Here is a 19,629-nt window from a genome sequence, read left to right as displayed (position 1 = left end):
GACTCAATCCGCCCTCGCCGCCAAGGCCTTTGCGGCGAGGGCGGATTGAGTCGATAGGGGTCCATGCACGACGAAGATCATGAGCCTTCTGCCGCCGGGACGTGCCGGAGTGCAAGGGGATTGCCCCGAAAGGGGGATATCCGGGTGCCGCCGGTTTGCCGGGCGGTCGCCCGCAGCACCTTCGGCCCCTACCCGCGAGCGGGTGGCGGGCGGCGCAGTCACGGGTTCCGGAAAGAAATTTGGCCGGTCGTTGAACACAATCACGCCCGCCATGCGTACTCATGACCGTGCGGCGGCGCAGCAGGGCGCTGCAACACCCTTGCGATTATGGGGAGTTGACGATGAAGACCTCCTGGCGGAGCGCCTCACTCGTGGCGAGCGCCGCGGCGGTCCTGGCGCTGACGACGGCGTGTGGTCAGGACAGCCCTCCGGCGGCCAGCCAGAACGTGGGTGCCTCGGCAGCGCCCGGGGACTACGGAAGCATCGGCGCCGGTAACTCGGTGGGCGGCACCGCCGGCGGTCAGCAGGCCGCGCCGAGCCCTTCCAGCCCGTCCAGCCCCGCGGGCAAGCTCTCCGTCGCCACCGCCGAGGAGGTCGGCAAGGTGGTGACCGACAGCCTGGGCCTCACCCTGTACCGGTTCGACCAGGACACCGAGCAGCCGCCCAAGTCGAACTGCGACGGCGACTGCGCCAAGACCTGGCCGCCGGTGCCCGCGGACGACGCCGAGGCCGGCGAGGGCATCGACAAGTCGCTGCTCGGCTCGGTCACCCGCGCCGACGGCACCAAGCAGCTCACCGTCGCCGGCTGGCCGGCCTACCGCTACGCCAAGGACGTCAACGCCGGTGACGTCAAGGGCCAGGGCGTGGGCGGCAAGTGGTACGCGCTGGCCCCCGACGGCAAGAAGGCGCAGGGCGGCGGGGCCGGCGGCGCCGGGGCCGAGGCGCAGCCCGGGCTGTCCACCCGCAACGACCCCAAGCTCGGCGAGATCGTCGTCGACAAGAACGGCATGACCGTCTACCGGTTCAAGAAGGACCAGGCCTGGCCCAAGCCCGTCTCCAACTGCTCCGGCGCGTGCCTGGAGAAGTGGCCGCTCGTGGAGCCCGTCGACTACGCCGACACCAAGGGCATCCAGGAGAAGGGCTACATGGTCTTCGACCGGACCGACGGCAAGGGCAAGCAGCAGACGATCAACTGCTCGCCGATCTACACCTTCGCCGGTGACAAGGCCCCCGGCGACACCAACGGCCAGGGCGTCGGCGGCACCTGGTACGCCGTGCGGCCCGACGGCAAGCTGGTCGGCGCGTCGGAGAAGTAGAGAAAACCTCCCCAGGGTTGACCATCTCGTCCACCCGACGGAACCGACCCGGTCCGCCCCTCCGTACTCACGGAGGGGCGGACCGTTTTGCCGTGCTTCGCCAGAAGTCACAGAATGTTCGCCCTATGTTCGAAGGGCGGGCGCACGGGTATCAATTCGGCACGTGCCGCAGGCAGTGACCGGGAACGGATGGTCAATTTCCGTTTCGGGTCGCTCCATTGGCGGGCGATCAGTAGCCTCTGCTCGAACACCGGATCGCCTACGCCTTGGAGAGATAGATGGAGCGTCCCGCCTGGGCCCCACGGAGCATCGACATCTCGGTGCCCAGCGTCTCCCGGATGTACGACTACTACCTGGGCGGATCGCACAACTTCGAGGTCGACCGGCAAGCGGCCCGTAGGGCCATGGAGTTCATGCCGGGACTCCCCAAGATCATGCAGGCGAACCGGGCGTTCATGCGCCGCGCCGTGCGGTACGCGGCCGATCAGGGCATCAGCCAGTTCCTGGACATCGGCTCCGGCATACCCACCTTCGGCAATGTGCACGAGGTGGCCCAGGCCGCCCGCCCCGGCGCGCGCGTGGTGTACGTCGACCACGACCCGGTGGCCGTGGCGCACAGCCAGGCGGTCCTGGAGGGCAACGACGACGCGGCCGCCGTCGCCGCGGACCTGCTCAAGCCCCAGGAGATCCTGCGCAGCCCCGAAGTGGAGCGGCTGATCGACCTGAATCAGCCAGTGGCGCTGCTCCTCGTTGCCATACTGCACTTCGTGGAAGACGAGGACGACCCGTACGGGGCGGTGGCCGAGCTGGGCGAGGCTCTCGCGCCCGGCAGCCTGCTCGTGCTCACCCATGCCTCGTACGAGGGCATCCCGCTGCCGCCGGAGCGGGCCGGGGGCGCGGTGAACGTGTACCAGGACATCCGCAACCCGCTGATCATGCGCTCGCGCGAGGAGATCGCGCGGTTCTTCAAGGGGTACGACATGGTGGAACCCGGACTGGTGGCGATGCCGCGCTGGCGGCCCGACACCGCACCGGAGGACGAGGATCCGTATGCGTTCTCCGGTTTCGCGGGCGTGGGGCGTACGGCGTGATCGCGGAACCGGACGGGCCGGAGGACAGACTGCGCCGGTTCGCGACGATCTGGAGCCGGGCCGTCTTCCCGGTGACCTCGACGTCGTCGACCCGGCCCGAGTTCGAGGAACACCTGCTGCCGCTGGCCCGGAGGCTGAGCCGGGCACTGCTGGCCCGGGCCTTCGACGCCGACGAGGGCAGGGCGGTGGGCGCCGCCCTCGTGGACGCGCACTGCACCGACCCGGAGGCGCTCAGCCGCACGCTGGACTGCGTGGACGCCTACCTGGTCCTGTACTGCGGCGGTGACGGCGACCAGGAGGACCTGCGGGCGCGCTCCGCACGGCTCCAGCACGCGATGGCCGCCGGCTTCGCGCAGGCCCTGCGCGAACGGACGCTGGCCGAGCAGGAGGCCATCGCCCAGGCCGCCCTGCGGGCGCAGGGCGTGGTGGCGCAGGCCCTGCACGCGACCGAGGCCCGCTTCCGCGCGGTCTTCGAGGGCGCCGCCATAGGCATCGGCATGGCCGACCTCGACGGCAACATCCTCCAGGTCAACGGCGCGCTGCTGCGTATGTTCGGGGTCTCCGAGCAGACGATGCGCACGCGCAACGTCAGGGAGTGGACCCACCCGGACGACGCGCCGCAGACCTGGCGGCTCTATGACGAACTCGTGCGCGGCGAGCGTGAGCACTACCACGTGGAGAAGGCGTTCTACCGCCCCGACGGAACGGTCCTGTGGACCAACCTGACCGTCTCCCTGCTGCGGGACGCCGACGGCAGCCCGCAGTACCAGCTCGCGCTGATGGAGGACACCACCGAGCGCCGGCTGCTCAACCTGAGGCTGCGCTACGAGGCCACGCACGACGCGCTGACCGGGCTGCCGAACCGCACCTTCTTCTTCGAGCGCCTGGAGAAGGCACTGGGCGCCGGGAAGGGCCAGCGGTTCGGCCTGTGCTACCTCGACCTCGACGGCTTCAAGACCGTCAACGACAGCCTCGGCCACGCGGCCGGCGACCGGCTGCTGGTGGAGGTCGCCGACCGGCTCCAGTCCTGCGCCACCGCGCCCGGCGAGATGGTCGCCCGGCTCGGCGGCGACGAGTTCGTGGCTCTCACCACGGGCCCCGACACCCAGCGTGAGGTCGACGAGCTCGCCACGCGCATCATGAACGCGCTGCTCGCCCCGATCAGCGTCGACGGCCGGGAACTGACCGTGCGCGGCAGCATCGGCATCGTCGAGGGCCCGGCGGGGGAGCGCAGCCCGGCGGAGGTGCTGCGCAGCGCCGACATCACCATGTACCGGGCCAAGTCGGCCGGCGGCAACCGCTTCGAACTCGCCGACCCGGAGGCGGACGCCCGCGCCATCACCCGGCACGGGCTGACCACGGCGCTGCCGACGGCCCTGGAGCGGGGCGAGTTCTTCATCGAGTACCAGCCGCTGGTCCATCTCGGCGACGGCAGTGTGCGCGGTGCGGAGGCCCTGGTGCGCTGGCTGCATCCGCAGCACGGGGTGCTCGGCCCGGACCGGTTCATCCCCCTCGCCGAACACACCGGGCTGATCGTGCCGCTGGGCCGGTGGGTCCTGGAACAGTCGGTACGGCAGGCCCGCGAGTGGCGTGAACTGCACGGCGGGGTCGAGGCGGTGGGCCCGCTGCGGATCAACGTCAACCTCTCGCCCTGCCAGTTGACCCACCCCGGTCTGGTCCAGGACACCGTCGACATCCTGGAACGCACGGGCATCGAACCGGACGCGCTCTGCCTGGAGGTCACGGAGTCGGCGCTGATCGGCGCGGACGACGATCTGCTGAAGCCGTTGCGCCGCCTGGCGGAGATGGGCGTCGACATCGCCCTGGACGACTTCGGCACCGGCTACTCCAACCTCGCCAACCTGCGCCGCCTGCCGGTCAGCATCCTGAAACTGGACCGCTCCTTCACCCAGAGCATGCAGCAGTTCCCGGCCGACCCCGTCGACCTGAAGATCGTCGAGGGGATCGTCTCCCTGGCCCACAGCCTGGACCTCGCGGTGACGGTCGAGGGCGTCGAGACGGGCGCGCAGGCCGAGCAGTTGCGGATACTGGGCTGCGACACGGCCCAGGGCTGGTACTACGCAAGGCCGGGCCCTCCGGACCGCCTGCACGAACTGGCACTGGCGGACGCGACGGGCTGAGCTGGAGCGGCCTTTCAGGGGCGCGGGGAACTGCGCGACCAGCCACAGACCACCCGCACCCTGAACGGAGCTCACGAACAACGGCGCTCCAGGAAACGCCGCCTCACCGCTCAAGCAGCATCCGCTGCAACTCCCGAGCAGCCCGAGGCGGAGCCACATCGCTGCGGTGCGCCAGCGCGATCGTACGGTGGAGGCCGGGCCGGGCCAGCGGAGTCACCCGCAGGCCACGGCCCGACCTCGCCGCCACCATCCGCGGCACCACGGCAACCCCCAGCCCGGCCCGTACAAAACCCAGCACCGCGTCCATCTCCCCGCCCTCCACCGCGAAGTCCGGCTCGAACCCCTCCGCGCGGCACGCCGCCACGGTCAGTTCGCGCAGGTCGTAGCCGTGCCGGAACATCACCAGGCGTTCGCCCTCCAGGTCGGCGACGCGTACGGTGCGCCGCCCCCGGCCGGGTCTCGGCGCCTCGGGGGAGGACACCACGACCAGGTCCTCGCGCAGCAGCTCCACCGTCGTCAGCGCCGGGGACGGCGTCGGCAGGGGCAGCACCACCAGGGCGAGATCCAGCGCGCCGCGTGCCAGCTCGCGCACCAGGTCGTGCGAACCGCCCTCCTCGATCAGCAGCCGGATGCCCGGGTAGCGGTCGTGGAAGGCGCGCAGCACGTCCGGCAGCAGGCCCGTGCACAGACTGGGCGTGGCACCGAGCCGCACCCGCCCCTGCCGCAGCTGCACCAGCTCCAGCACCTCGTGCCGGGCCGTGTCCGCGTCGGCCAGGATGCGCCGGGCCAGCGGGAGCAGGGCCTCACCGGCGTCCGTGAGCGTGATGTTGCCGCGCGCCCGCAGGAACAGGTCCGCGCCCAGCTCCCGCTCCAGCGCCTTGATCTGCTGCGACAGCGACGGCTGCGCGACATGGACCAGATCGGCGGCCCGGGTGAAGTGCCGGGTCTCGGCGACGGCCACGAAGTACTGGAGCTGGTGGAACTGCATCCTCGTACGATAGCCCCGGCCTATGGAATCAAGCCGCACCATGTCTTGGACCGATCGGCTGCGCGTCCGTAGCGTGCTGTGACATGGCACTGGCAACGCGGACGGACCGACGGCCGTCCATGGCACGCACCGTGTGGGACTCCACCCTCGGCAAGAAGACCGTGATGGCGGTCAGCGGCCTGATCATGCTGCTGTACCTGGTCGCCCACATGATCGGAAACCTGAAGATCTACTTCGGGGCCGGCGAGTTCAACGCGTACGGACACTGGCTGCGCACCGTCGGCGAGCCGTTCATGCACTACGAGTGGACGCTGTGGCTGATCCGTGTCGTGCTGGTGGCCGCCGTCGTCGCGCACGCCGTCTCCGCGTACCAGCTCAGCCGCCGTGACATCAGGGCGCGCCCCAGCAAGTACGTGCACAAGAGGCCGCGGGCCAGTTACGCGACGCGCACCATGCGCTGGGGCGGGATCATCCTCGGCCTGTTCATCGTCTGGCACGTCCTCGACCTGACCACCGGCACCGTGCACTCGGGCGGCTTCCAGGAGGGCCACCCGTACCAGAACGTCGTGGACACCTTCTCCACCTGGTACGGCAACGTCATCTACATCGTCGCGATGCTCGCGCTCGGCCTGCACATCCGGCACGGCTTCTGGAGCGCCGCCCAGACCCTCGGCGCCGGCAGCCGCACCCGCGACCGTGCGCTCAAGATCGTCGCCAACGTCCTCGCGCTGCTGCTCACGGCCGGGTTCATCGCCGTACCCGTGGGCGTCATGACCGGAGTGGTGAGCTGACATGACCTACACCGACTACACGACCGGGGCACCGGTCGTCGACACCAAGGCCCCGCAGGGCCCCGTCCACGAGCGCTGGGACAAGCGCCGCTTCGAGGCCAAGCTGGTCAACCCCGCCAACCGGCGCAAGCACACCGTCATCGTCGTCGGCACCGGCCTCGCCGGCGGCTCCGCCGGAGCCACCCTCGCCGAACAGGGCTACCACGTCGTCCAGTTCTGCTACCAGGACTCCCCGCGCCGCGCCCACTCCATCGCCGCGCAGGGCGGCATCAACGCCGCGAAGAACTACCGCAACGACGGCGACTCCGTCCACCGGCTGTTCTACGACACCGTCAAGGGCGGCGACTTCCGGGCCCGCGAGTCCAACGTCCACCGCCTCGCGCAGATCTCCGTCGAGATCATCGACCAGTGCGTGGCCCAGGGCGTGCCGTTCGCCCGCGAGTACGGCGGCCTGCTCGACACCCGTTCCTTCGGCGGCGTCCAGGTCTCGCGGACCTTCTACGCCCGCGGCCAGACGGGACAGCAACTGCTGCTCGGCGCCTACCAGGCCCTCAGCCGGCAGATCGCCGCGGGGAACGTCGAGATGCACCCGCGCACCGAGATGCTCGACCTGATCGTCGTCGACGGGCGGGCGCGCGGGATCGTCGCCCGGGACCTCATCACCGGCAGGATCGACACGTACTTCGCGGACGCGGTGGTGCTGGCGAGCGGCGGTTACGGCAACGTCTTCTACCTGTCGACGAACGCCATGAACTCCAACGCCACCGCGATCTGGCGGGCACACCGGCGCGGCGCCTGGTTCGCCAACCCGTGCTTCACCCAGATCCACCCCACCTGCATCCCGCGCACCGGCGACCACCAGTCCAAGCTGACGCTGATGAGCGAGTCGCTGCGCAACGACGGCCGCATCTGGGTGCCGAAGGCCAAGGGCGACGACCGCCCGCCCCACGAGATCCCCGAGGACGAGCGCGACTACTACCTGGAGCGCATCTACCCGTCCTTCGGCAACCTGGTGCCGCGCGACATCGCCTCCCGCGCCGCGAAGAACGTCTGCGACGAGGGGCGGGGCGTCGGCCCCGGCGGGCAGGGCGTCTACCTCGACTTCGCCGACGCCATCAAGCGCATGGGCCGGGGGGCCGTCGAGGCCAAGTACGGCAACCTCTTCGACATGTACCAGCGGATCACCGACGAGGATCCGTACCAGGTGCCCATGCGGATCTACCCCGCCGTGCACTACACGATGGGCGGCCTGTGGGTCGACTACGACCTCCAGACCACCATCCCCGGCCTGTTCGCGATCGGCGAGGCCAACTTCTCCGACCACGGGGCCAACCGGCTCGGCGCGTCCGCGCTGATGCAGGGACTGGCCGACGGCTACTTCGTGCTCCCGGCGACCATCAACGACTACCTCGCCCGCAACCCGCTGGGGGACCAGGTCGACGCCGGCCACCCTGTCGTCCAGGAGGTGCTGGCCGAGACCGAGGACCGGCTCCACCTGCTGCTGTCCGTCGACGGCGACCGCACGCCCGACTCCTTCCACCGCGAGGTCGGCGAACTCATGTGGGAGTTCTGCGGCATGGCGCGCACCGACTCGGGGCTGCGCAAGGCGCTGGAGCGCATTCCGCAGATCCGCGAGGAGTTCTGGCGGCGCATCAAGGTCCCCGGCACCGGCGAGGAGTTCAACCAGTCGCTGGAGAAGGCCAACCGCGTCGTCGACTACCTGGAGCTGGCCGAGCTGATGTGCCTCGACGCGCTGCACCGCGCCGAGTCCTGCGGCGGCCACTTCCGTGAGGAGTCCCAGACGCCCGACGGCGAGGCCGCCCGCAAGGACGACGAGTTCGCGTACGCGGCCGCCTGGGAGTTCAACGGCACCGGCGAGGCTCCGACCCTGCACAAGGAAGACCTGGTCTTCGAGTACGTCCACCCCACCCAGCGGAGCTACGCATGAAGCTCACCCTGCGCGTCTGGCGGCAGAAGAACGCCGACGCCGAAGGCGCCATGTCCACGTACGAGGTGGACGGGATCTCCCCCGACATGTCCTTCCTGGAGATGCTCGACACCCTCAACGAGGAGCTCATCCTCAAGGGCGAGGACCCGGTCGCCTTCGATCACGACTGCCGCGAGGGCATCTGCGGCGCGTGTTCGCTCGTCATCAACGGCGATGCGCACGGGCCCGAGCGGACGACCACGTGCCAGCTGCACATGAGGTCGTTCTCGGACGGCGACACGATCGACATCGAGCCGTGGCGGGCGTCGGCGTTCCCGGTGATCAAGGACCTGGTCGTCGACCGTTCGGCGTTCGACCGGATCATTCAGGCTGGCGGGTACATCACCGCGCCCACGGGTGCGGCTCCGGAAGCACACGCCACGCCGGTGCCCAAGCCGGATGCCGACTTCGCCTTCGAGCACGCCGAGTGCATCGGGTGCGGGGCGTGTGTCGCGGCGTGCCCGAACGGGGCGGCGATGCTGTTCACGTCCGCCAAGGTCAACCACTTGAATGTGCTGCCGCAGGGGGCGCCCGAGCGGGAGACGCGGGTGCTGGACATGGTGGCGCAGATGGACGAGGAGGGGTTCGGGGGGTGCACGCTGACGGGGGAGTGTGCCACCGCCTGCCCCAAGGGCATCCCGCTCATGTCCATCACCAGCATGAACAAGGAGTGGTTGCGGGCTACTCGGCGGGTGGGTAAGCGGTAGTACGCCGGGTGCGGGTGTCCAAGGGCTGGTCGCGCCGTTCCCCGCGCCCCTGCCACGTTGCACTTCTGGCATTCAATCTCCTGGCATCCGCCCTCCTGGCACTCGTCACGCGGTGGTCAGTCGGCATGGGCACAACAGTGGGTGGCGGCACCGCTCGCCGCCCCGGCCCGTGACCAGGAGAGAGCCATGACCGGCGTACTGACCGTCGACCGCCCCGCGCAGCCCACGGCCCCCACCCGCTACACCGTCGCCCTCGCCCGCACCGAGGAGGACGTGCGTGCCGCCCAGCGGCTGCGGCACGACGTCTTCGCCGGGGAGCTCGGCGCCCTGCTGGCCGGCCCGCAACCGGGGCTGGACGTCGACCCGTTCGACGCGTACTGCGATCACCTGCTCGTCCGCGAGGAGACGACCGGCCAGGTCGTCGGCACCTACCGGCTGCTGCCGCCGGAGCGCGCGGCCATCGCCGGGCGGCTGTACTCCGAGAGCGAGTTCGACCTGGGCTCCCTCGCCGGGATCCGGCCGGAGCTGGTCGAGGTCGGCCGCTCCTGTGTGCACCCCGACCACCGCGACGGCGCGGTCATCAGCCTCATCTGGGCCGGGATCGCCCGCTACATGACCGACCGGGGCCACGAGTGGCTCGCCGGCTGCTGCTCCGTCCCGCTCGCCGACGGCGGCACCCTCGCCTCCGCCACCTGGGACCGGGTGAGCGCCCAGCACCTGTCGCCGCAGGAGTACCGCGTCAGGCCGCTGCTGCCGTGGGTCCCGGGCCCCGCGCCCGCCACCCGCGTCGAACTGCCCGCCCTGCTGCGCGGCTACCTGCGCCTCGGCGCCTGGGTGTGCGGCGAACCCGCTCACGACCCGGACTTCGGCGTCGCCGACCTGTACGTGCTGCTGCCGATGAGCCGGGTCAACCCGCGCTACCTGCGGCACTTCCTGTCCCTCGTGCCCGCCTGATGAGTGCCTGGCTGCCCACCGCGCCCTGCACACCGCAGGCCTGCGTCGAGGCGCCGGCAGCACTGCCTGCGCGGGCCGTGCCGCGTGCCGTGCTGCGGCTGACCGGGGTCGTCCTGCTGCTGCTCGCGGGGATCGCCCTGTCACCCCTCGGCGCCCGGATACCGGCATCCCTGATCCGGCGGTGGTGCCGGTGGATCGTACGGGCCGCGGGGGTCCGGGTCCGTATCACCGGCGCCGCCGCCCCCGCCGGCGGACTGCTGCTGGTCGCCAACCACATCTCGTGGCTGGACATCCCGCTGCTCGCCGCCGTACGCCCCGCCCGGATGCTGGCCAAGACCGAGGTACGGCGGTGGCCCCTCGCCGGCCCGCTGGCCGCCCGCGGCGGCACCCTGTTCATCGACCGGGACCGGCTGCGAACCCTCCCGGACACCGTCGCCCGTATCGCCCGGGCCCTGGGGGAGGGCGCCGCCGTCGCGGCCTTCCCCGAGGGCAGCACCTGGTGCGGCCGGGCCCAGGGCACCTTCCGCCGTGCCGTCTTCCAGGCCGCCCTGGACGCCGGGGTGCCGGTCCAGCCGGTCCGGATCGGCTACCGGCTCACCGGCGGAACCGCCACCACCGCCCCCGCGTTCGTCGGCGACGACACCCTGCTCGCCTCGCTGTGGCGGGTCGCGACGGCCCGCGGCCTGGTCGCCGAGGTCGAGGTACGGCCTGCCATCCCGCCGGGCAGCCGCCCCGACCGCCGGTCTCTCGCCCGCTCCGCACAGCCCCAGGAGACGGCGATGCCGGCGTGGACCCACACGGTGCTGGTGGCGTAGCGGCCTCGGACGGTTCAGCGAGAGCCGGCCAGTACGCGCGCGAGATACGGCGCTGTCCGGCTCTGCTCCGAGCGTGCCACCTCCGCCGGCGGTCCCGCCGCGACGATCCGGCCGCCCGCGTCGCCGCCGCCCGGGCCGAGATCGACGACCCAGTCCGCGCCCGCGACGACGGACATGTCGTGCTCGACGACGATCACGGTGTGACCGGCGTCGACGAGACCGTGCAGCTGGCGCATCAGGACGTCCACGTCGGCCGGGTGGAGGCCGGTCGTGGGCTCGTCGAGGAGGTAGAGGGTGTGGCCGCGCCGGCCGCGCTGGAGTTCGCTCGCCAGTTTGATGCGCTGGGCCTCGCCGCCGGACAGCTCGGTCGCGGGCTGGCCGAGGCGCAGGTAGCCGAGGCCCACGTCGAGCAGGGCGGCGAGGCTGCGGGCGACGGCCGGGGTGTCGGAGAAGAACTCCGCCGCGCTCTCCACCGTCAGATCCAGCACCTGCGCGATGTTCCGCCCCCGGTACGTCACCTCCAGCGTCCGAGGGTTGTACCGGGCCCCGCCGCAGTCCGGGCAGGGCGCGTACGTGCTCGGCAGGAACAGCAGCTCCACGCTGACGAACCCCTCGCCCTGGCAGGTCTCGCAGCGCCCGCCCGCCACGTTGAAGGAGAACCGGCCGACGCCGTAGCCCCGTTCCAGCGCCCCGTCGGTGGCCGCGAACACCTTGCGCACGACGTCGAAGAGGCCGGTGTACGTCGCGAGGTTGGAGCGCGGGGTGCGTCCGATGGGCTTCTGGTCGACCGAGACCAGCCGGCCCACGCCGGCCGTGCCCTGCGTGATCTCCCCGATGAGCGTGGACTTGCCGGAGCCGGACACCCCGGTGACCGCCGTGAACGCGCCGAGCGGGAACGCGGCGGACACACCGCGCAGGTTGTGCCGGGTGACCGGCCCGGCCTTCAGCCATCCGCTCGGGGCGCGGACCTCGCGCGCCGGGACGGGGGAGCGGTCGAACAGATAGCGAGCGGTCGCCGACTCCTCGACGGCCGCCAGCCCGGCGACCGGGCCGCTGTGCAGGACCCGGCCGCCGTGCTCGCCCGCGTGCGGACCCACGTCCACCAGCCAGTCGGCACCGCGCACCACATCGAGGTGGTGCTCCACCACGAACACCGAGTTCCCGGCCGCCTTCAGCCGCTCCAGTACGACGAGCAGCGACTCGGTGTCCGCCGGGTGCAGCCCGGCCGACGGCTCGTCCAGGACGTAGACGACACCGAACAGGCCGGACCGCAGCTGGGTGGCCAGGCGCAGGCGTTGCAGCTCGCCCGCGGAGAGGGTGGGGGTGGGCCGGTCCAGGCTGAGGTAGCCGAGGCCCAGTTCGACGACCGGCGCGATGCGCGAGGTGAGGTCGTCGGTGAGGACCCGGGCGATATGGGACGTCGCGTCGAGCGCGGCGGCCAGCTCCACCAGCGGCAGCGCCGCCAGCTCGGCGATGGTCCGGCCGCCGAACGTCACCGCCAGGGCCTCCGGCCGCAGCCGGCTGCCACCGCAGGCCGGGCAGGGCGCGCTGGTCAGGAACCGCTCGGCCTTCGCCCGCAGCGTCGGGCTCTTGGAGTCCGAGAAGGTCTTCATCACGTACCGCCGGGCGCTCATGTACGTGCCCTGATACGGCCGCTGGATGCGGTCCGCGTCCCGCACCGGGTGCACGGTGACCACCGGCTGCTCGTCCGTGAACAGGATCCACTCACGCGCGTCGGCGGGCAGCTCCTGCCACGGCCGGTCCACGTCGTACCCGAGCGCGTCGAGGACGTCCCGCAGGTTCTTGCCCTGCCAGGCGCCCGGCCACGCGGCGATCGCGCCCTCGCGGATCGACAGCGACGGATCGGGGACCAGCAGCTCCTCGCTCGTACGGTGCACCCGGCCGAGCCCGTGGCACTCCGGGCAGGCCCCGGCCGCCGTGTTGGGCGAGAAGGCGTCGGAGTCCAGGCGCCCGGCGCCGGGCGGGTAGGTGCCGGCCCGGGAGAACAGCATGCGCAGCGAGTTCGAGAGGTTGGTGACGGTGCCGACCGAGGAGCGCGAGGTGGGTGCCGCGCGGCGCTGCTGGAGCGAGACGGCCGGCGGCAGACCGGTGATCTCCCCGACCTTCGGCGCGCCGACCTGGTGGATCAGCCGGCGCGCGTAGGGCGCGACCGACTCGAAGTAACGCCGTTGCGCCTCCGCGTAGATCGTGCCGAACGCCAGCGACGACTTGCCCGAGCCGGACACGCCGGTGAACACGGCCAGCACGTCCCGGGGGATGTCGACGTCGACGCCCTTGAGGTTGTGCTCGCGGGCGCCGCGGACGCGGACGTACGGGTCGTGGGGGCCGTGAGGGTCGTGCATGGGCAACGACTCTAACCGGAGGTGATCGCGGCCAGCCGCCGGTAGGAGTCCAGCAGCGCCTCGCGGTCGTACGTGCTGGTGGTGACCAGGACCTCCTGTGCTCCCGTCTCCTTCAGCACCGTCTCCAGCTCGTGCGCGACCTGCTCCTCGGTGCCGGCGATGTGGCCGGTCAGCCCGGACTCGTAGAAGCCGCGCTCCTTGGCGGTCATGGTGAGCGCCTCGACGCGCTCCGCGGGCGGCAGGGGCGGGAAGGTGCCGTGGGTGCGGGAGTACGCCATCGCCCAGGCCTCGGGGATCAGCAGCCGCCGGGCCTCCTCGGGTGTGCCGGCCACGGCGATCGTGCCGGAGATGACGACGTAGGGCTCGCTCGCCCAGGCCGAGGGGCGGAAACCGGCGCGGTAGTGGTCGATGCCGCGCCGCATCCTGTCCCGGTTGCGGAGGTCGCCGATCACCATGGGCAGCCCGAGGCGGGCCGCGATGCCGGCGCCCTCGCCCATGGCCAGGACGAACGGCGGTACGGCCAGTCCCTCGGCGGGGCGGGCGTGCACCCCGGTCGGGGAGGTGCCCCGGAACCAGCCGAGCAGCTCCCGCAGCTGGGCCTCGAAGTCCTCCGCGTCCTCCTTGTCACGGCCCAGCGCCCTGCGCACCCCGTCCGTGAAACCGACGGACCGTCCCAGCCCCATGTCGATCCGCCCCGGGAACAGCGACTCCAGCACCCCGAACTGCTCGGCCACGACCAGCGGCCGGTGGTTGGGCAGCATCACCCCGCCGGTACCGACCCGGATCGTACGCGTCGCGGCGGCGACGGCCGCCGCCAGCACGGTCGGCGCGGAACCGGCGACCCCGGGAACGCCGTGGTGCTCCGAGACCCACAGGCGGTGGTACCCGAGCCCCTCCAGCTCCCCGGCCAGCCGCACGGTGTCACGCAGCGCCTCGGGATGCGTGTGCCCCTCGCGGGTGCGGGAGCGGTCGAGGACGGAGAAACGGGTGGAGGCGATCGAGGAACTCACACCGGGTTCAACGCGTGACGGATCGTGGCATTCCCGCCGGTGCCGCCTCGCCGAAAACCCGGTGACCGCATCCCCGCACGTCAGGACAATGGAGCGGCACGGCCCGGCACCGCCGGGTACAGCGCGTGAAGAGGGGGACCGGCCATGGCCGTCGCGAACATCCTGCTGTCCGGCATCGTCGGCTCGACCGCGTACGGCCTGGCCCACCAGGGCTCGGACATCGATCGCCTCGGCATGTTCGCCGCGCCCACCGAGGCTCTGCACGGGCTCCACACGCCGAAGGAGTCCCACGTCACCACGGCACCGGACCGCACCCTGCACGAGGCCGCCAAGTGGTGCCGACTCGCCCTCGGCGGCAATCCGACCGCCATGGAACTGGTGTGGCTCCCGGACGAGCTGTACGAGGTGCGTACCCCGCTGGGCGACGAACTGATCGGCATACGTGCGTCGTTCCTGTGCGCGAAGCGCGTCCGGGACGCCTATCTCGGCTACGCGACCCAGCAGTTCCGCCGGCTCGAGAACCGCGGGGACGGTTCGTTCTCGGCGGACACCCGAAAGCGCACCGCGAAGCACGCCCGGCACCTGAAACGGCTGTGTCACCAGGGCCTGTCGCTGTACACCACCGGCCGACTGGAGATCCGCGTCGAGGACCCCGAGGAGTACCACGCCTTCGGCGAGCGCGTCGCCGCCGATCCGGCGGCCGCGCTGCCCCTGCTCAGGCACTACGAGGCCGCCTTCGACGAGACGCCCACCGTGCTGCCCGAGCGGCCCGACGAGGCGCCCGTCGAGGCGTGGCTGCGCCGGGTCCGCGGCCTCTTCTACACCGCGGAGACCGCCCCGTCGTGCTCGTGCTCGCAGGCCTCGTCGATGCCGTAGGTGTCCCAGGCGGGGAACGGGTCGTCCGCCGGCACGGGCTCGCCGGGTGCCATCAGACAGTCGGTCAGGGCGGGATGGAAGGGGAGTTCGGAGCGGAAGACGGTGGAGGAGATGCCGTACTCCTCGGTCTCGGGGACGTGGTCGCCGTTGAGTTCCCGGACCCATCCCGGCGCCTGCTGGGCGCGTTCCAGGTCGAACAGGCGGGTGCCGAGCACGTACGGGGCGAGACCCCGCTCGGCGAGGTCGTCGCCGCTCTCGAGCCCGGCGAGGAAGCTGGCCGCGTCGACGACGGTGACCATGGTGTCGAGCAGGGCCACGTCGTCGAGGGTCGCGCCGTCGTCACGGGCGAAGGCGAAGGTGGCCGCGACGGGCATCGGCTCCGAGATGCCGGAGCTCTCGATGAGGAGATGGTCGAACCGGCCCTCGCGGGCCAGTCGGTCCACCTCGTCCAGCAGGTCGTCGGGGAGCGTGCAGCAGACGCAGCCATTGGTCATCTCGACCAGGCGTTCCTCGGTCCACGACAGGGCGGCCTCGCGGCCGCGCACCAGGGCCGTGTCGATGTTGACCTCGCTCATGTCGTTGACCCCGTGTCAGCCCTCGGGGCGCAGCAGGCCGCGCTCGTAGGCCTTGACCAGGTTCTGCGGTACGAGGTGGCGGACGCCGTCGACGGTGACCGGGACCAGCGTCGGCGTGGCGGCCTTCCACTGGGCGCGGCGGTGACGGGTGTTGCTGCGGGACATCTTCCGCTTCGGGACAGCCATGGGACTCCTCCTCGGTGGGCAGGCACCGAGGACGCTACATGAAAATGGATCCCATTAGCAATGCGCGTCCTCGGTGCCCCGTGCCCGTCGCCCGGTGTCCCGGTCCGGTGCGTCAGTCGTCGGCGCCCACGAGCATCCGCACCTCGAACTCCTCGTGAGCGGTGCTGTCCTCGGCCGGGCCCTTGTCCAGCACCGTGCCGAGCCAGCCCAGCAGGAAGCCCAGGGGGATGGAGACGATACCGGGGTTCTGGAGCGGGAACCAGGCGAAGTCGACCTCGGGGTAGAACGAGGCCGGGGCGGAGGAGACCACGGGGGAGAACACCGCGAGCAGGACGGAGCAGAGCAGGCCGCCGTAGAGGCTGAGCAGCGCTCCCTTCGCCGTGAAGCGGCGCCAGAAGAGGGTGTAGATGATCGTCGGCAGGATCGCGGACGCCGCGATCGCGAAGGCGAGGAACGCGAGCGTCGCGGTGTTCGCCCCCCAGGCGACGAGGGCGAGCAGGATGCCGAGGATGCCAATGACGGCCCCGGACAGCCGGGCGACGGTCAGCTCCTCCGTCTCGCTCGCCCGGCCCTTGCGGATCACCTCGCTGTACAGGTCGTGCGCCAGGGACGAGGCCGCGGCCAGGGTGAGGCCCACCGCCACGGCGAGCAGCGTCAGATACGCCAGGCAGGTCAGCAGCGCGGTGAGGACACTGCCGCCCAGCTCGTGCGCGAGCAGCAGGACGGAGGCGTTGCCGGTGCGGTCCGTGCTCTCGATGGCGTCCCGGCCGAGGAGCGCGGTGGCGCCGAGGCCGAGGATGCCGGCCCCGAAGCAGACCGCGCCGACCAGGCCGACGGCCCACAGCACGGAGGAGCGCAGGACGCCGCTGCTGCGCGGGGCGAGCAGCCGCATCAGCACGTGCGGAAGGGCGGCGAGACCGAGGACGATGGCCAGTTCGAGGCTGAGGAAGTCCAGCTTGTTGCTGACGGTGCCGCCGTAGCGCAGCCCTGGTTCGAGGAAGCTCAGGCCCGTTCCGCTGCGGTCGGCCGCCCTTTCCAGCAGGGCGTTGGGGTTCCAGTCGAAGCGGTAGAGCACCCAGCCCGCGGTGAACAGCACGCCCGCGATCAGCATCACGGCCTTGATGATCTGGATGACCGTCGCTCCGGGCATGCCGCCGAGCGAGGCGTAGAGGATCACGAAGGCGCCGATCACGACCACGCACAGGGTGCGGGTGGTGCCGCTCGGGACGCCGGTGAACTGGGTCAGCAGGGCGACGCTGCCCACGAGTTGGGCCACCAGGTAGAGGGTCGCGATCGCCAGGATGCAGACGGCCAGCGCGACCCGCACCGGCCGCTGCTGCCGGGGCAGACGCAGCGCCACCGTGTCGCCCAGGGTGAACTTGCCCGTGCGGTGCAGGGGCTCGGCGATGAGCAGCAGCACCATCATCCAGGCGACGGTCGTGCCGCCGAGGTACATCAGCCCGTCGTACCCGGTCAGGGCGACCAGTCCGGTGCTGCCCAGCAGGGTGGCGGCGGACAGGTAGTCGCCGCACATGGCGAGGCCGTTGCGCAACGGCGACATGACGCGGTTGCCGAGGTAGAACTCGCTGATCTCGTCGCGCTGGGGCGCCGTCAGCAGGGCCGTGAACAGGGTGATCACGACCACGGTCAGGAAAAGGACGAACGTCAGCTGGAGGCTGCTGTCGTCGATGGCGGCGATCGTCACCACGTGCGGAACCCCCTCGTCCCGTGCTGGAGGGGCTGCCCGGCCCCTTGGGGTGGCGCCGCCGCCGAGCGGGCGCGGCGATTGTCGTTCTCGTGCTGCCGGGACCTCAGGCCGCGGGCGAGCGGATCGACGCGGGTGCGCATGTGCCGGACGTAGCACCACGCGGTCACACCCATGATGACGAACTGGCCGAGGCCGAGTGTGAGTCCGATCGTGAGGCGGCCGAACAGTGGCTGGTTCATCACCGCGGGCACAAAACTCGACAACAGCACATACAGCAGGAATCCGCCGACGGACAGGACCGTCGCCCGGGTGCCGAACCGGCGCTGCGCGCGACGCAGCGAGTGGAATTCGGGATGATCGGATATACGAGCGGGCGGAGTCTGTTCGATGTGCGGAAGCGGAAATGTGGGAGTGTCATCCCGTCGCGGTGGAAATTCGGGCACAGGCGCACCTTCTTCGCTGCTTCGTGCCCCGCACTCGACCCCTTCGCGTCAGTGGTCTCGTCCGGCTTTCGAGCAGGGTGGAGGGATGCCGGGCGCACTGTGGGGGTGCGGGCTCTGTGGGGGTCTCGTGAAACCGGAAAACTCGCTTTTCGGATTCACGCGGACTGCCTCGGGGTTCTGTGTGGAGATCCCCGGCCAGCCCCGCCCACGGGTGGTGGCGAGGCTGAATGCGGAGTATGTCAGTGCGACGCTTGAGCCATCAACTGTGTGGGTCGATTGACGGCTCTCCATGTCACGTTCACGCCACGGTTGAGGATGGGGCGATACTGGGGGCCGGCCGGTGAACAGTACGGACCATTTCTCCGGCCGGCCTGGTCAGAAGCGGGCGCCGACGGCGGTGCCGGACCGGGGGACGAGGAACGCCGGCGCCTTCGGCAGCGAGCCGTCCGCCGCCCGGGGGGCGGTGAGCGGGGCCGGGTCGGTGCTCAGGACCGAGGCGGCGTCCCAAGTGCCGCCGAGGTTCCATGTGTTGCCGCTGGCGACGGTTTTGGACCCGACGGCCGCCGGGCGCTGGTCGGCGACGGAGAGGTTGCCGGTGAGCTTGGCGGTCCCGCCCGAGACGTCGGCGTCGAAGCCCGTACCGGCGTTGGCGTACGTGGAGTTGCGGCTCAGGGCGAGGGAGCCCGGGTTGCCGTTGTCGGTGAAGCCGTGCTGGGCGTTCTTGAACGCGACGCTGTCCCGGACGATGTGGGACACGGCCGGGGCCGGGCTGCCGCCGCCGAGTTTGAAGCCGTTGCCGTCGCCCGCGAAGTCGGGGAAGTTCCAGCGGTTGAAGCCGTTGCCGTACGCCACGGTGTTCTCGATCGTCACCGGGGAGGCGAACTTCCAGGCGTCGAAGCCGTCGTCGACGTTGTTCCACAGCCGGGCGCCGCGCACCACGTTGCCCGAACCGCTGCCCTCCTTGATGGCCAGACCGTCGGCGCTCTCGCCGTTCTTGCGGGGGTCGCGGTTGCCGTAACTGTCCAGGTTCAGGATCTGGTTGTTGCTGGAGGCGCCCTGGAGCTGGAAGCCGGACTCGTAGTTGTCGTGCGTGCTCAGGCGCGCGAAGACATTGCTGTTGCAGCCGTCGCAGTACACGCCGTACGGGCCGTTGACGATCTCCAGGCCCGAGATCCGCCAGTGCGACGCCTCCATGTGGATCGCCCCGCGCTCGGCACGCGGGATGCTGCCGCCGACCGGGGTGTGGCTGGCGGGCAGCTTCTCCCCGTCGACGACCACGCGCTCGCCCTGGTGGGGCGCGAGGGTGATGGGCTGGGAGGCGGTTCCCGAGGTGGCGATGGTGATGTTGTCGGTGAGGGCGTACGTCCCGCCGCGCACGCTGATGGTGTCGCCGGGCTTCGCCAGGTCCACGGCCCGCTGAATGGTCCTCAGCGGCCGGTCGAGCGTGCCCGGGCCGGAGTCGTCCCCGCCCGGCGCCACGACCAGGGTCGTCCCCGCCGCGGCTGCCGGCCCCGCCGGCCCGCCCAGCGCCATGGCCACCGCGGCCCCCGTCATCGCCACGGACCAGATCGATGTGTTACGCATACGGCCTCCTGTCTGTACCTGCGTGGGTGTCGCAGACCAGTGGCCGCCCGGGGGGTGAAGGTTGCCGGGGTACGGGACGCGGTGGGGACGGGGA

The 19,629-nt window shown here is 71.2% G+C and carries 16 protein-coding genes and 1 pseudogene; 9 read left to right on the top strand and 8 right to left on the bottom strand.

The features are described 5' to 3' along the window. Positions 1-341: 341 nt before the first annotated feature. From CCL05_RS02600 to CCL05_RS02590, 3 genes are all read left to right on the top strand, one after another. The gene (locus tag CCL05_RS02600; RefSeq protein WP_086558841.1) at positions 342-1,316 is read left to right on the top strand and encodes an SCO0930 family lipoprotein; all 975 of its coding nucleotides are present in this window, start codon (positions 342-344) and stop codon (positions 1,314-1,316) included. A 278-nt stretch (positions 1,317-1,594) separates the two neighbouring features. Beyond that, positions 1,595-2,407 carry an SAM-dependent methyltransferase gene (locus CCL05_RS02595; RefSeq protein WP_086558840.1) on the top strand — a complete coding sequence of 271 codons (813 nt, stop codon included), beginning with the start codon at positions 1,595-1,597 and terminating at the stop codon, positions 2,405-2,407. Continuing rightward, on the top strand, positions 2,404-4,548 hold the full coding sequence (locus CCL05_RS02590) for a putative bifunctional diguanylate cyclase/phosphodiesterase (protein WP_086558839.1): 2,145 nt from the start codon (positions 2,404-2,406) through the stop codon (positions 4,546-4,548). Before CCL05_RS02595 ends, CCL05_RS02590 begins: the two co-directional genes overlap by 4 nt. 103 nt (positions 4,549-4,651) lie before the next feature. Here the strand turns inward: CCL05_RS02590 and CCL05_RS02585 are convergent, their stop codons facing one another. Continuing rightward, the gene (locus CCL05_RS02585; protein WP_086558838.1) at positions 4,652-5,536 is read right to left on the bottom strand and encodes a LysR family transcriptional regulator; all 885 of its coding nucleotides are present in this window, start codon (positions 5,534-5,536) and stop codon (positions 4,652-4,654) included. A 119-nt stretch (positions 5,537-5,655) separates the two neighbouring features. Here CCL05_RS02585 and CCL05_RS02580 point away from each other — a divergent pair, with 119 nt between their 5' ends. From CCL05_RS02580 to CCL05_RS02560, 5 genes are all read left to right on the top strand, one after another. Further along, on the top strand, positions 5,656-6,327 hold the full coding sequence (locus CCL05_RS02580; protein ID WP_086558837.1) for a succinate dehydrogenase: 672 nt from the start codon (positions 5,656-5,658) through the stop codon (positions 6,325-6,327). A gap of 1 nt (position 6,328) precedes the next feature. Then, positions 6,329-8,275, top strand: coding sequence for a fumarate reductase/succinate dehydrogenase flavoprotein subunit (locus CCL05_RS02575; protein ID WP_086558836.1), 1,947 nt, complete (start codon positions 6,329-6,331; stop codon positions 8,273-8,275). Beyond that, positions 8,272-9,021, top strand: a complete 750-nt coding sequence (locus CCL05_RS02570) for a succinate dehydrogenase/fumarate reductase iron-sulfur subunit (RefSeq protein WP_086558835.1) — start codon at positions 8,272-8,274, stop codon at positions 9,019-9,021. Before CCL05_RS02575 ends, CCL05_RS02570 begins: the two co-directional genes overlap by 4 nt. Positions 9,022-9,207: 186 nt before the next feature. Continuing rightward, positions 9,208-9,975: a GNAT family N-acetyltransferase gene (locus CCL05_RS02565; RefSeq protein ID WP_086558834.1), complete on the top strand. Its 768-nt coding sequence runs from the start codon at positions 9,208-9,210 to the stop codon at positions 9,973-9,975. Continuing rightward, the gene (locus CCL05_RS02560; RefSeq protein ID WP_086558833.1) at positions 9,975-10,790 is read left to right on the top strand and encodes a lysophospholipid acyltransferase family protein; all 816 of its coding nucleotides are present in this window, start codon (positions 9,975-9,977) and stop codon (positions 10,788-10,790) included. Before CCL05_RS02565 ends, CCL05_RS02560 begins: the two co-directional genes overlap by 1 nt. Before the next feature lie 14 nt (positions 10,791-10,804). Here the strand turns inward: CCL05_RS02560 and CCL05_RS02555 are convergent, their stop codons facing one another. Beyond that, a complete protein-coding gene (locus tag CCL05_RS02555) occupies positions 10,805-13,153 on the bottom strand; it encodes an ATP-binding cassette domain-containing protein (protein WP_086558832.1) in 2,349 nt (782 codons plus the stop codon). An 11-nt stretch (positions 13,154-13,164) separates the two neighbouring features. After that, the gene (locus tag CCL05_RS02550) at positions 13,165-14,163 is read right to left on the bottom strand and encodes an LLM class flavin-dependent oxidoreductase (RefSeq protein WP_086558831.1); all 999 of its coding nucleotides are present in this window, start codon (positions 14,161-14,163) and stop codon (positions 13,165-13,167) included. Positions 14,164-14,307: 144 nt separating this feature from the next. Between CCL05_RS02550 and CCL05_RS02545 the strand changes: the two genes are divergently transcribed. Beyond that, complete coding sequence (locus CCL05_RS02545; RefSeq protein WP_086558830.1) at positions 14,308-15,039, top strand: nucleotidyltransferase domain-containing protein; 732 nt, start codon at positions 14,308-14,310, stop codon at positions 15,037-15,039. Here CCL05_RS02545 and CCL05_RS02540 read toward each other — a convergent pair. The 5 genes and pseudogenes from CCL05_RS02540 to CCL05_RS02520 all read right to left on the bottom strand — a co-directional run. Then, positions 14,982-15,623: pseudogene (locus CCL05_RS02540) on the bottom strand (GTP-binding protein); the annotation flags it as partial. The gene CCL05_RS02545 and the pseudogene CCL05_RS02540 overlap by 58 nt on opposite strands. 6 nt (positions 15,624-15,629) lie before the next feature. After that, on the bottom strand, positions 15,630-15,800 hold the full coding sequence (gene rpmF, locus CCL05_RS02535) for a 50S ribosomal protein L32 (RefSeq protein WP_010043581.1): 171 nt from the start codon (positions 15,798-15,800) through the stop codon (positions 15,630-15,632). A 112-nt stretch (positions 15,801-15,912) separates the two neighbouring features. Then, the gene (locus tag CCL05_RS02530; RefSeq protein ID WP_086558829.1) at positions 15,913-17,508 is read right to left on the bottom strand and encodes a sodium/solute symporter; all 1,596 of its coding nucleotides are present in this window, start codon (positions 17,506-17,508) and stop codon (positions 15,913-15,915) included. Then, entirely contained in the window at positions 17,502-17,951 is a 450-nt protein-coding gene (locus CCL05_RS02525; protein ID WP_086558828.1) for a DUF485 domain-containing protein, read from the bottom strand. Before CCL05_RS02525 ends, CCL05_RS02530 begins: the two co-directional genes overlap by 7 nt. Before the next feature lie 375 nt (positions 17,952-18,326). After that, positions 18,327-19,535 (bottom strand): right-handed parallel beta-helix repeat-containing protein, encoded by a 1,209-nt coding sequence (locus CCL05_RS02520; RefSeq protein ID WP_086558827.1) that lies wholly within the window; start codon positions 19,533-19,535, stop codon positions 18,327-18,329. Positions 19,536-19,629 lie beyond the last annotated feature (94 nt).

The organism is Streptomyces africanus (assembly GCF_002150735.1).
GTDB lineage: Bacteria > Actinomycetota > Actinomycetes > Streptomycetales > Streptomycetaceae > Streptomyces > Streptomyces africanus.
Note: the sequence above shows the minus strand (reverse complement) of the source record. Positions and strands in the feature narration are given on the sequence as shown.